Origin of the sequence: Kutzneria sp. 744, assembly GCF_000568255.1 — a bacterium.
Taxonomy (GTDB): Bacteria; Actinomycetota; Actinomycetes; order Mycobacteriales; family Pseudonocardiaceae; genus Kutzneria.
Window position 1 is genome coordinate 658,700 of record NZ_KK037166.1, and the last position, 12,587, is coordinate 671,286.

Consider the following 12,587-nt stretch of genomic DNA (forward strand, 5'->3'; position numbering starts at 1 on the left):
CTTGAGGTACCCACTGGGAAAGGTTGAGCCCGCCGTGCGCGGCCGAGTCGGCGCCCGGACCGCAGCCGTCCACCCCGGACGCGACCCACTCGCAGTATCCCCAGCCGGACGGGCCGAGGACCGCGGCGCTCGGGTCGGCGGCCTTGATCGCCGCGGCGGCCGCGGTGCCCTTGTTGCCCAGTTCGTCGTCCGAGACCGCCTCGGGATGCACGTCGCGATGCGTGCTGGACCACAGCACCGGCTCGTTGTCGAGCTCGTAGATCGGCACGCCGCCCTGCGCCGCCGTGCCGAACTGGCTCACCAGGTGCGAGGCCATCTCGCCGTCGAACGACGCGTCCTGCGGGATCGAGGTGTCGGTGGGCACGCCGGTGAGCTTCTGCTGGTTGAGCTGGCCGTTGCCGCAGTTCGGGTCCCACTGGTCGAAACCGTCCTGCTGAGGGAACCGGGTGGCCGGAAAGCCACAGGTGAACGGGTGCGACGACGGCGAGTCCTTGGCCACCCAGCCGATCAGGGGCACAGTGACGACCGGCTTGATGCCGCGGTCGAGATCGGACTTGACCACACCCTCCACGGAGTGCTGGTCGTCGGCGACGATGTTCTCGAAGTACCAGTCGCTGCCGGTGTTGTAGGTGTGGTTCTTGAAGTTGTAGCGGGTGGACGCGTTGCCGCCCCAGCGGGCCACCGACTGGCCGATCTCGGCGCTGAACGCCGGATCGCCGCCGTTGAGGCCATAGATGTCGGGACTGATCGCGTGCCGGGCGGCGGAGACGTCCACCGACAGCGCAGGCCCGGTCGTCGCCGCGGCGTTCGTTGCCGCCGGGGCCGTGAACATCATTGCCAGGACAGCAGCCGCCAAGCCGACGGCCGTCACCGGTTGTCGCCTCCGCCATCGCCGAGTACCCACCACGGACGCCTCCACCCGGTCCTGTGCGCGGACGTTGTTGACTTGGCGACAGAATGCTTGAGCGCATGCGGCATCCGTCAAGTCGCCGACGACCACCGTCACCATCGAAAAACCGTTGCCGCGTCGGCGTGTCAGTGCCTTTCGCCGCAGCCGTCCCCGTAGAGGGGCAGGCCAACCGTGGCACGCGCCGCCTTCCCGCCAGGCCCGGCGGTGATGTCGTTTCGCCGCGGTGGGCGATTCGGCTGCCGGCCGGTCGGACGTGCCGACTCTGAAACTTTCACGAGGGAAGCCGTTAGCCGGCAACGATCGCATGGCGCCGTCGTCGTGGTGCGGCTCGACCGGTTGACGAACCGTCCACGGTTGGGCACGCTCCGTGTGGAAGCGCTTCCATACCTGCTCGCCACCACAAGGGAGTGTTGATGTTGTCAAGGCTGTGGAGGACGACGGTCGTGCTCGGGGCGGCCGCCCTGCTTGCCGGTGCGACCACCCTGACGACCACGTCAGCCGCCGGTGCCGACACCCAGCTCTGCGACAAGTACGGATCCGTCCGGGTGTCGGGCGGCCGTTACATCGTGCAGAACGACGAGTGGGGCGACGACACCACGCAGTGCCTTTCCGTCCGCGACGACGGGTTCACGATCACCACGGCCAACCACAACAAGCCGACCAACGGCGCACCCGCGTCCTACCCGTCCATCTACGCCGGCTGCCACTACGGCAACTGCACCAGCGGCAGCGGGCTTCCCCGCCAGGTGGCCAACTTCCACTCGGTGCGGTCCTCCGTCGCCTACACCGTCGCGGGCGGACAGTGGGATGCGGCGTACGACATCTGGTTCGACCCGAACTCGAACCCGTCCGGGCAGAACACCGGCGCCGAGCTGATGATCTGGGGCAACCACCAGGGCGCTCCGCAGCCGATCGGGTCCAGGATCGCCACCGTGTCGATCGGCGGTGCGAGCTGGGACGTCTGGTTCGGCAACGTCGGCTGGAACGTCATCAGCTACGTCCGCACCTCGCCCACGACCTCGCTGAACGTCGACATCGGCGCGTTCACCTCGGACTCGGTGGGGCGCGGCAAGATCAGCCGGTCCTGGTACCTCACCAGTATCCAGTTCGGCTTCGAGCCCTGGCAGGGCGGCGCCGGCCTCGGTGTGCAGTCCTTCAGCACCTCGGTGAGCTGACCCACCGCGGGTCCACAGGTCCACGGGTCCGGGTCGGCTCGCCGTCCACGGCGGCCACCCGGATCATCGGATCCACCAACGTCATCTCGTGACCACCGAGGGGACAGACAATGCGAACAGGGCTCAGATTGCTCGCCGCGGCGCTGGTGGCCCTGGCCACCAGCGCGTTGCTCGGTTTCGGCACGGCCGCCGCCGAGTCCAACGGCGGGGTCCGGATCATGCCGCTGGGCGACTCCATCACCGACGGCGTCCAGACTCCCGGCGGCTACCGGATCGGACTCTGGCAGCGGTTCGTGGCCGCCAACTACCGCGAGGACTTCGTCGGGTCGCTGTCCAACGGCCCGGCCTCCCTCGGCGACCACGACCACGAGGGCCACTCGGGGTGGCGCATCGACCAGATCGACGCGAACATCGTCACCTGGTTGCGCAACACCACCCCGCACAGCGTGCTGCTGCACATCGGCACCAACGACATCCTCCAGAACGACGACGTGGCCAACGCCCCCAACCGCCTGTCCGGGCTGATCGACCACATCACCGCGACGGCGCCGACGGCCGAGGTGTTCGTCGCGACGATCATCCCGCTCGCCAACTCCGGGCAGGAGCAGGCCGTCCAGAGGTACAACGCCGCGATCCCGGGCATCGTGCAGAGCAAGGTGGCCGCGGGCAAACACGTGCACCTGGTGGACATGCACTCGGCGTTGACCGCCGCGGACCTCGTCGACGGCATCCACCCCACCGCCGCCGGCTACGACAAGATGGCCACGGTCTGGTTCACCGCGCTGCGCTCGGTGCCCGGCAGCATCGGCGATCCCGTCGTGCCATCGGGCCGGGAGCTCGTCGGCGCCCAGTCGGGCCGGTGCGTGGACGCGCAGGACACCAATGGCGCACAGGCGCAGTTGGCCGACTGCGCCAACCGGGCGAGTCAACTGTGGACGGTCACGTCCAGCGGGCAGCTGTCGGTCTACGGGAGCAAGTGCCTTGACGCTTACGGCCAGGGCACCGCCAACGGCACCCAGGTCGTCGTGTGGGACTGCAACGGGCAGCCCAACCAGCAATGGCGGGTCAACTCCAACGGCACCGTCAGCGGCGTCCAGTCCGGACTCTGCCTCGACGCGTCGGGACAGGGCACCGCGAACGGCACGAAGATCATCCTGTGGTCGTGCAACGGCCAGGCCAACCAGCGGTGGACGCAACCGTCGCCGTTCTGACCGGCCACGGCCGCCGGCATCACGGGCTCGTGATGCCGGCGGCCGAGGTGGTCAGGGTTCGACACCCCAGGCGAGGGCGCCGGACTGATAGGCGGTGGCGGTGGCGAGGTCGGTGAACGACCCCGCCGTGCGGTAGCTGTAGTCGTTGGCCTGGTTGAAGGCCGACCAGTCGGACTTGGCCACCCGCACCTGGATCTCGCCGGTGCTCGCGCCGGCGGCAAGGGCGCCGCCGCTGAAGCTGATCTCGACGTAGGCATCGGCTCCCGGGCGCGGGGTGCTGAGCTTCACGACGCGCAGCGTGACGCTTCCGCAGCCGAGAACCGCGTAGTCGCACCAGATCTGGTAGCCCGGGTTGGTGGCGTCGCCGGTGAACCAGTAGCGCGCGGTGACGCCGTCGAGGGCTGCGGCCGTGCTGCCCCGGTTGACGATCTGAAGGCTGGTCCTGATCTGGCTGTCGGCGGTGCCACTGCCACCGCGTTGCTGCACGGCGAGTGTGCCGGACCCGGGATTGCCGCCGCCGGTCGTGGTGGTCACCGACACCGGACTGCTGGCCGGTGACTGGTTGCCGGCGGCGTCCCGGGCGCGCACCGAGAACGTGTACGCGGTGCCGGGGGGAGGCCGGTGACCTGGTAGCTGGTGGTCGTGCTGCTGCCGACCACCGCGCCGGCCGCATTCAGCACGTCGTACCCGGCGACGCCGACGTTGTCGGTGGCGGCGGTCCAGCTGAGGCCGACGCTGGTGCTGCCGGCCGTGGCGGTGAGTCCGATGGGCGTGGTCGGCGGCACGGTGTCCACTGTGGACTGGCCAGGTTGGTCGCCCCACAGCACCGAGGAACCCTGCGCGAGCACGAGGCGCGGGTCGTCCACGGGCGTTGTCCCGCTGGCGCCAAGGCCGGTGTGCGACCAGTCGTTGCCGGGGTCCCAGGTTCCGGTGCTGGTGATCCGGAACTGCACCTCCTTGCGGTAGCGGGACTGGCCGCCGGGGGCGACGCCGCCGGAGCACGGCACCTCGACGTAGTACACCGCGCCGGAGAACTGGTGCAAAGTCGGCGCGTCGCACTGGTTGTAGGCGGAAGTGACCGAGATCTGGCTGGGCGTGGTGCCGCCGTCGAGCGTGAAGTAGTAGCGCAGCGAGCCGGTGAACGTGCGTGCCGACCACGCCGACTTGTTGATCACGTACGCCTTGACCTCGGTGAACGTGCTGCCGTCGGGCTGGTTGAGCGCGCCCTGGGCCAGGATCTCCGGGCCGTCCGGGGTTTCCCTCGGCGGGAAGTCGGCCAGTGGCACGCCGCCGTACTCGCCGTAGAGCCGGGCCAGCGCGCCGGTGAAGCCGGCGTTGTAGTCGAGCGCCACCTCGTTCATCGTGTAGTTGGTGCGGTCGTCGGTGTACGCGTCGTTGGCGGCGGTGGGGCCGCCGACGAGCGCGCCGTACAGCACATGCCGACTCAGCGTGGGGTCGAGAATGTTGTCGTCCCAGGAGCCGTGCGCGGTGCGGTGGTGCGGGTTGCGGGGCGGGGTCACACCGAACCCGACCTCGAAGCTCGCGCCGCGAGGGTTGTCACCGAGCGCGTAGTTGATCTGCCGCACGGCGAAGTCGTGGTATGTGGTGGCACGGACGGGATCGCTCGCCCGCAGCCAGTCCGAGTAGGTGAGGGCGACGAACGCGGTGTTGGCGGCGTACCGCAGCGAGCCCCACTGGTCGAGGACGGCCTCGCCGCCCGGGGAGTAGGGCACGTGCTGGCCGTTGACCCCGGTGGTCCACCAGTCCAGCCAGCGGTCGGCGTCGGCGACGTACTCCGGGTCGCCGGTGAGCTGGGCGAGCAGCACGTAGGCGCCGTAGGACTTGTCGTCCCAGGCCAACGTCCACCGGTAGGAGCGGGTGGTGGTCTGCGGCTCGGTGGACAGCTTCTCGTAGGCGGCGCGGGCCTTGGCCAGGTAGCCGGCGTCACCGGTGGCCCTGTAGAGCCAGATCGCGCCCCACACCAGTTCGTCCTGGTAGCCACTCCAGGACTTGTAGAAGTTCTGGGCGTCGGTGATGCAGTCGGAGTAGACGCCGCGGTAGTTGTCGGCGAACGAGTAGAGCTGCTTGGCGTGGGTGAGCAGGGTGGCCGCGTAGGCGGGGTCGTCGGCCTGGAACACCAGCGAGCTGGCGGCCATCTGCGCGGCGCCCTCGCCGGCGAGATCGGAACCGGGACAGGACGGGTCGACGCGGTAGGCGGGTCGGGCCATGGCCATGGTTTCGGCGGGGCCCCACCACTTGTGGTCGTCGTCGCCCTTGCCGACCTGGCCGTAGAGCACGTCGGGCTGCGGGTGCGCCTTGATCAGCCAGTCGTCGCCCCAGCGCAGGTTCGACAGCAGGTACCGCCACTGGCCGGAATTCTGGTAGGCGGCGCGGTTGTCCAGCGCGCCCCAGGCGAGCATGGTCATACTGAACTCGAACGGCAGGCCGAACTTGACGTGGTCTCCGGCGTCGTAGAAGCCGCCGGTGAGGTCGACGCCGACGTCCTTGCCGTCGTCGAGGGCGGACGGGCCGCGCCAGGACACCCGGTTGTCGGCCGGCAGCACGCCGGAGCGCTGCGCGTCGTAGAACCAGATCGCCTTCTGGAGGGCCTCGGCGTAGTTGAACCTGCCGGTGGCGGCCGGAGCGGTCGGGGACAGCCCGGGAATCACCACCGCCAAACCGAGCACGAGCAGCGCCACGAGCGCTCGGGGCACCGCCTTCATCGTCGAAGCGGGCACTGCGCCTCCTCGATTCTGGGAGCGCTTCCAGCACGAGAAGGTAGGGAGCCGAGTCAGCCGTGTAAAGCATCAGCGCCAACACTGCGCGGTTCGGCGGTGTCTCGCACGACCATTCGCACCAACTGCCCGGCGGAAACCACGCCACAGGTGCCGGAACACGCTATTCACATGACCGACAGGTCGCGTTACAGTGACCAAACTGGAAGCGCTCCCAGACGAAGTTGACGTCATCCGGGCGGCCGGTCCGTTCTTCCGAGGCGCCCGCCACACCGTCCCGCGTGGCGGCCACTCACGCCGCGATGACGAAGCCCGGCAACCGAAGTTCCGCGCCATCCGGAGGTGCCCGTGCCACGACGTCCGCCCCGCGCCCTGCTCGCGCTGGCCGCTGCCGCGCTCGCCACGCTGTCGATCACCGTCGCCGTGGCCGCCGGTCACCCCGCGCCGACGACGCTGCCGGCCGGCGGCCTGCCCTACCAGGACCCGTCGCTGCCGGTCGCCGACCGGGTGCACGACCTGATGTCCCGGATGACGCTCGACGACGAACTCGGCCAGATGACGCAGGCCGAGCGCGCCGCGCTGAACCCGCAGAGCGACCTCGCCACCTACCGGGTCGGCTCGGTGCTGTCCGGCGGCGGATCCGCGCCCAGCCCGAACACCGCCCAGTCCTGGGCCGACATGTACGACAACTTCCAGCGCATCGCGCTGTCCACCTCGCTGGGCATCCCGATGATCTACGGGGCGGACGCCGTGCACGGGCACAACAACGTGTACGGCGCAACGATCTTCCCGCACAACATCGGCCTCGGCGCGACCCGCGACGCCGACCTCGCGCAGCGGATCGGCCACGCCACCGCCGAGGAGGTGTCCGGCACCGGCATCGACTGGGACTTCGCCCCCTGCCTGTGCGTGGCGCGCGACGACCGGTGGGGCCGCACCTACGAGTCGTTCGGCGAAGTGCCGGAGATCCCGACCGCCATGACGTCCATCATCACCGGCCTGCAGGGCGCCACGCTGGGTGGTCCCGCGTCGGTGCTGGCGACCGCCAAGCACTACATCGGCGACGGCGGCACCACCGGCGGCGTCAACGAGGGCAACACCCAACTGTCCGAAGCGGACCTGCGGGCCATCCACCTGCCGCCGTTCAAGGCCGCGGTGGACAAGGGCGTGGGCTCGGTGATGATCTCCTTCAGCAGTTGGAACGGGGTCAAGGACCACGGCAACCACTACCTGATCACCGACCTGCTCAAGGGAGAACTGGGCTTCGGCGGGTTCGTGGTGTCCGACTGGGCCGGCATCGACCAGATCGACGGCCAGTCCGGGTTCTCCGCCGCCGACGTCGACGCCGCCGTCAACGCCGGCATCGACATGGTCATGGTGCCCACCGACTACAAGGGCTTCCTCAACACCCTGCGCGCCGAGGTGAACAACGGGCACATCGCGCGGTCCCGGATCGATGACGCCAACCGTCGCATCCTGACCAAGAAGTTCCAGCTCGGCCTGTTCGAGCACCCGTACACCGACCGCTCCTACACCGCCACGGTCGGGTCCGCCGACCACCGCGCGCTGGCCCGACAGGCCGTGCGAGAGTCGCAGGTGCTGCTGAAGAACGCGGGCGGGATCCTGCCGCTGGCCAAGTCGTCCAAGGTGTTCGTGGCCGGCAAGTCCGCCGACGACATCGGCAACCAGAGCGGCGGCTGGACCATCAGCTGGCAGGGCGGCAGCGGCAACACCACGCCCGGAACCACGGTCCTGCAAGGCATTCGCAGCGCCGTGGCCGGATCCGGGTCGGTCACCTACGACCGCTACGGCAACGGCATCACCAATGGCTACACGGCCGCGGTCGCAGTCATCGGCGAGACTCCGTACGCGGAGGGCCAGGGCGACCGGCCCGGTGGCCTCGGCCTCGACCAGGAGGACCTCGCCACGCTGTCGCGGCTGCGCGCGTCCGGGGTGCCGGTGGTCGTGGTGCTGGTGTCCGGCCGCCCGCTGGACATCGCCGCGCAGCTGCCGAACTGGAACGCGCTGATCGCCGCGTGGCTGCCCGGCACCGAAGGCAACGGCGTGGCGGACGTGCTGTTCGGCGACTACGCGCCGACCGGGAAGCTGCCGGTGACCTGGCCGAGCAGCAGCTCCCAGGAGCCGATCAATGACGGCGACGGCCAGACTCCGTTGTTCCCACTGGGATACGGCTTGACCTACCCCGGCGGCGGTACGGCCACACCACCCCCGACCACGACTACGACCACCAGCCCTGGGCCCGGCGGGTGCGCGGCGGACTACTCGGTCACCAGCACGTGGCAGGGCGGCTTCCAGGCCGCGGTGACGGTCACCAACCGGGGTAGCGCGCCGATCAGCGCGTGGACCGTGTCGTGGACGTGGCCGGGTGGTCAGACCGTCACCAACGTGTGGAACGGCACGTACACCCAAGCCGGGACGGCAGTCACCATTCGCAACGCGAGTTGGAACGGCACACTGGCGCCCGGCGCGTCGGCCACCTTCGGACTCACCGGCACCGGCACCGCCGCGATTCCGACCATGGCCTGCTCCTGACCAAAGTTGCCGTGATGGGTCATGGGGAGGGCGGTTCGCCTCGGCGAACCGCCCTCCCGGTCCATTGTGGACTCCGTTCGGGTGAGCGCGCCACGACGAGTCCCGGCTCGGTGCGAAGTCTGCGGACACATCCACCGTCCGCGCGAATCGGCATGACAGTCCAGCAAACAGGCTCCATGGAACCCGGGGCACATCAGAGCATCCACGGAACACGGGACACCGCGGAGGACCGGACCGCCTGGGCGGAACCCGCGCGGTCCGGTCCTCCCCCGTCGCCTCAGCCGCAGGCGGAGCCGTTGACCGTGAAGCTGGTCGGCGAGGCGTCGCTGCCGGCCCAGGTGCCCTGGAAACCGAAGGATGTGGATCCGGCGGCCGGGATCGCGGCGTTGTAGCCCACGTTGGTGACGGACACGTTCTCCCCGCTCTGGGTCGTCACGCCGCTCCAGGTGTTGGTGATCTTCTGGTCGCCGGGGAACGTGAAGGCCAGCGTCCACCCGTTGATCGCGGTCGAGCCGGTGTTGGCGATCGTGACGTTCGCGGTGAAGCCGCCCGGCCACTGGTTGGGCTGGTAGGTCACGTGGCAGCCACCGCCTCCGCCGCCGCCCGGCGAGATCGTCCAGGTGAAGGCGGCCGATCCGGATGCCCCGGCGCCGTCCGCGGCGGTGACGGTGACCGACGAGGCGCCGGCGGCGGTCGGCGTGCCGGAGATGACACCGGTGCTGCCGTTGATGGTGAGTCCGGCGGGCAGCCCGGTGGCGCTGTAGGTCAGCACCTGGCCGGTCGTCGAGTCGTTGGCCTGGACCTGCAGGCTGGTGGGCGTGCCGACGGTCCCGTTCTGGTTGCCGGGATTGGTCACGGTCACCGTGCCGCCGGTGCCGCCGGAACCGCCGATGACGTAGGTGACCATCGAACGCGCCGGGATGCTCGCGCTGAAGGCGCCGCCGCCGACGGCGATGGCGGCCTGCGCCGACGCGTTGTTGGTGGAGTTGGTCAGGTACGGCGTGACTGTCGCGCCGTTCGCGGTCGCGGTGTTCTGGAGGTTGTAGGTCACCGAGTCGGCGCCGCTGCCGGTGTTGATCGCCACGACCGCCACCGTGCCGTCGATGTTCTTGTAGGCGCTCAACTGCAGACTGCCGTCCGAGGTGGTCGCGCCGATGCGGGTCGCGCCGGGGTGGACGTACCGGCTGTAGTTGGCGAACGCCCACAACCGGCCGGCCGGGATGACCGAGGAGCCGTTGATCTCCAACAGGCCCTCGTTGTCGCCGTTCTGCGAGGGCGTCGTGCTGCCCCACCAGTAGAGGAACGCGCTCAGGTCGGCCGAGGTGAGGCCGGCGTGGATGTGCTGGGCCCAGGTGAGGCCGGACGCCGGCGAGCCGTCGTCCCACGCCGGGTCCCAGCCTTCGAAGGTCGACCACTCGGTCTGCCACGTCGGCTTGCTCCACCCCGACATCCGGGAGGCGGGCGCGCTGCTGTAGCCGTGGCTGGTCAGCACGGCGGTGTCGGCCAGCGCGGTGGGGTCGGCCGCGATGGCGGCGGCGTACTGGCCGGACACCGACCACCCGGTGGCCGCGCAGCAGTCGATCTGCGTGGACAGGCCGGAGTTCTTGACCGTGGGGCCCACCACGTCGAGCAGGCTGGCCATCTGCGCCGGACTCATGGTCATGCTGTCGTAGTTGGCGCTGAAGTCGGGCTCGTTGGACGGGCCGAGATAGGTCAACGGTATGCCGGCGGCGGCGTAGTCCTTGGCGTACTGGACGAGATAGTTCGCGTAGGCCTGGCGCCAGTCGCCGCTGGCGCACGATGCCCCGGCGCCGCAGACCTGGCCGCCGTTGGCCGTCGAGTTGTTGGTCTTCATGAACGCCGGCGCGCTCCACGCGTCCGCGAACACGTCGTCCACTCCGTAGCGACTCTTGATCTGCTGGGCGAACCAGAGCTGACCCTGGTCCTGCCCGATCGACGCGAGCGAGGCGTAGCTCGGTGTGGCGTTCGGGCCGCCCGGGTTGTTCGGCTCGATCGTGCTGCCGGGGTCCGCGCTGATCTCGTTGCGCAGCATGGTCAGGCCCGCGCCCTTCGTCGGGCTGTACAACAGGTCGAGCGCCTGCTGCTGGACCGACGCCGGGGCGTTCATGACCGTGCTCGCCTCACCGAACGCCTCGGAGGCGCCGAAGCCGGTGATGGTCTGGTACGTCAGGCCGCCGTTGATCGTCGCGGTGGACGCCGCGTGCGCGACGCCCGGCTGGGCCACCACGGTCAGCGCGCTCGCGACCGCCAGTGCTCCCGCCATCACCAGCGACAGGGACGCCGTTCGACTTCTTCTTCCGCGCACGGTGGAATTCCTTTCAGCAGCAGGACAACCGAGAAAAAGTTCGGGACATCGCAGGTGCCGCCCCTTCGGACGGCCCACCGGGAAGATCCGGGCGCCGCAGCATGTGGTCACGTTCCCATGGCTGCCGAAGAAACAGGCGGACGGCCGTCACGAGCGCAGGTCGGGCGACCGCCTTGGAGTGAAAGTTTCATGTGGCTGTCAGGGCTACGACGAACGATGACTCTGAATCATCATGGCCGAGCCAGCCGAGACAGGTCTGACTCTCGCGGCCGAGGTGACCCAGCTGAGCCCGACTGTCAGACGCCAGGTTCGGGTGATTTCGTGGCCTCTCGCCCGTCGAGAGGAAGCCGGCGCGAAGGATCCCGCGTCACCTCGACTGCTTGCCGCACGGGCAGATCGGCTGCTATCGATGGTGGCCGACCGGGCCCGTGCCACACCGAAACCAGACTCATCAGTGCCTGCGGATGCCATCCATGAGTGTTACTTCCGAGACCGGCATCTCTCGCACAAGTGGGGAAGGAGCACACATGCGCGCTGCCCATTTCGAGCGCCGCGGTTCCCTGCGGCGGCGCGGCAGATCACTGATCGGCGTCGTCCGGGCCGTCGCACTGACCGTGGTGTTCGCCCTCGTGGCCATCGCGCTGCCCGGCACCGCCAACGCCGCCGGCACGATCTGTTCGAGCCAGACCGGGAACAGCAACGGCTACTACTACTCGTTCTGGACCGCCGGCGGCGGCTCCGCCTGCATGACCCTGGGCTCCGGCGGGAACTACAGCACCTCGTGGAGCAACGTCAACAACTTCGTCGCCGGCACCGGCTGGGCCAACGGCGCACGCATGACCGTCAACTACTCCGGCTCGTTCAACCCCTCCGGCAACGCCTACCTCTCCCTCTACGGCTGGACGTCCAACCCGCTCGTCGAGTACTACATCGTGGACAACTGGGGCAGCTACCGGCCGACCGGGACCTACAAGGGCACGGTCACCAGCGACGGCGGCACGTACGACATCTACGAGACGACGCGCTACAACGCCCCCTCGGTCGAGGGCAACCAGACGTTCAACCAGTACTGGGCCGTCCGCCAGGCCCGGCGCACCGGTGGCGCCATCACCACCGGCAACTTCTTCGACGCCTGGGCCAGTCACGGCATGAACCTCGGCAACTTCAAGTACTACATGATCCTGGCCACGGAGGGCTACCAGAGCAGCGGCAACTCCACCATCGTCCTCGGCGGTTCCGGTGGCGGCGGCGGAGGCGGCGGCACGACGGGCGCCCTGCACGCGGTGGGCGCGGGCAAGTGCCTGGACGTGCCGAACTCCTCGACGACGCCGGGCACACAGCTGCAGATCTACTCCTGCTGGGGCGGGGCCAACCAGACCTGGACCCACACCTCCTCGAACCAGTTGACCACCACCGTCAACGGCACCACCCTCTGCCTGGACGCCTACGACAACCAGACCAGTCCCGGCACCAAGGTGGAGACGTGGTCCTGCAACAGCGGGGCCAACCAGCAGTGGACCCTCAACTCCAACGGCACGGTCACCGGCGTCCAATCAGGACTCTGCCTCGAGGTCGTCGGCGGCTCCACGGCCGACGCCGCGCAGGTCGATCTGGGGACGTGCAACGGCCAGAGCAACCAGCGATGGTCCCTCGGATGACCACCGACCACCCTGTGAC

General features: G+C 69.3%; 7 protein-coding genes and 2 pseudogenes. 5 read left to right on the forward strand and 4 right to left on the reverse strand.

Annotated elements, in window-relative coordinates; translation table 11 throughout:
- Window positions 1-70: 70 nt before the first annotated feature.
- A pseudogene (locus tag KUTG_RS63065) lies at window positions 71-1,216 on the reverse strand (glycoside hydrolase family 44 protein); the annotation flags it as partial.
- A 107-nt stretch (window positions 1,217-1,323) separates the two neighbouring features.
- Between KUTG_RS63065 and KUTG_RS03020 the strand changes: the two are divergent.
- On the forward strand, window positions 1,324-2,085 hold the full coding sequence (locus KUTG_RS03020) for a GH12 family glycosyl hydrolase domain-containing protein (RefSeq protein ID WP_043728082.1): 762 nt from the start codon (window positions 1,324-1,326) through the stop codon (window positions 2,083-2,085).
- A 110-nt stretch (window positions 2,086-2,195) separates the two neighbouring features.
- On the forward strand, window positions 2,196-3,296 hold the full coding sequence (locus tag KUTG_RS03025; RefSeq protein WP_043714738.1) for a ricin-type beta-trefoil lectin domain protein: 1,101 nt from the start codon (window positions 2,196-2,198) through the stop codon (window positions 3,294-3,296).
- 51 nt (window positions 3,297-3,347) lie between these two features.
- On the opposite strand, the gene KUTG_RS65895 is transcribed toward KUTG_RS03025, so the two are convergent.
- Together KUTG_RS65895 and KUTG_RS03030 are read right to left on the reverse strand one after the other, a co-directional pair.
- On the reverse strand, window positions 3,348-3,830 hold the full coding sequence (locus tag KUTG_RS65895) for a cellulose binding domain-containing protein (protein ID WP_369794427.1): 483 nt from the start codon (window positions 3,828-3,830) through the stop codon (window positions 3,348-3,350).
- On the reverse strand, window positions 3,827-6,034 hold the full coding sequence (locus KUTG_RS03030; RefSeq protein ID WP_369794428.1) for a glycoside hydrolase family 9 protein: 2,208 nt from the start codon (window positions 6,032-6,034) through the stop codon (window positions 3,827-3,829). Before KUTG_RS03030 ends, KUTG_RS65895 begins: the two co-directional genes overlap by 4 nt.
- A gap of 345 nt (window positions 6,035-6,379) precedes the next feature.
- Here KUTG_RS03030 and KUTG_RS03035 point away from each other — a divergent pair.
- Window positions 6,380-8,236: pseudogene (locus KUTG_RS03035) on the forward strand (glycoside hydrolase family 3 protein); the annotation flags it as partial.
- Window positions 8,225-8,584: a cellulose binding domain-containing protein gene (locus KUTG_RS65060; RefSeq protein ID WP_255361008.1), complete on the forward strand. Its 360-nt coding sequence runs from the start codon at window positions 8,225-8,227 to the stop codon at window positions 8,582-8,584. The pseudogene KUTG_RS03035 and the gene KUTG_RS65060, both read left to right, overlap by 12 nt.
- Window positions 8,585-8,861: 277 nt before the next feature.
- Here the strand turns inward: KUTG_RS65060 and KUTG_RS03045 are convergent, their stop codons facing one another.
- Window positions 8,862-10,910 carry a cellulose binding domain-containing protein gene (locus KUTG_RS03045; RefSeq protein WP_198046981.1) on the reverse strand — a complete coding sequence of 683 codons (2,049 nt, stop codon included), beginning with the start codon at window positions 10,908-10,910 and terminating at the stop codon, window positions 8,862-8,864.
- 527 nt (window positions 10,911-11,437) lie between these two features.
- On the opposite strand from KUTG_RS03045, the gene KUTG_RS52805 reads away from it, so the two are divergent.
- The gene (locus tag KUTG_RS52805) at window positions 11,438-12,568 is read left to right on the forward strand and encodes a glycoside hydrolase family 11 protein (RefSeq protein WP_052393828.1); all 1,131 of its coding nucleotides are present in this window, start codon (window positions 11,438-11,440) and stop codon (window positions 12,566-12,568) included.
- The last annotated feature ends 19 nt before the right edge of the window (window positions 12,569-12,587 follow it).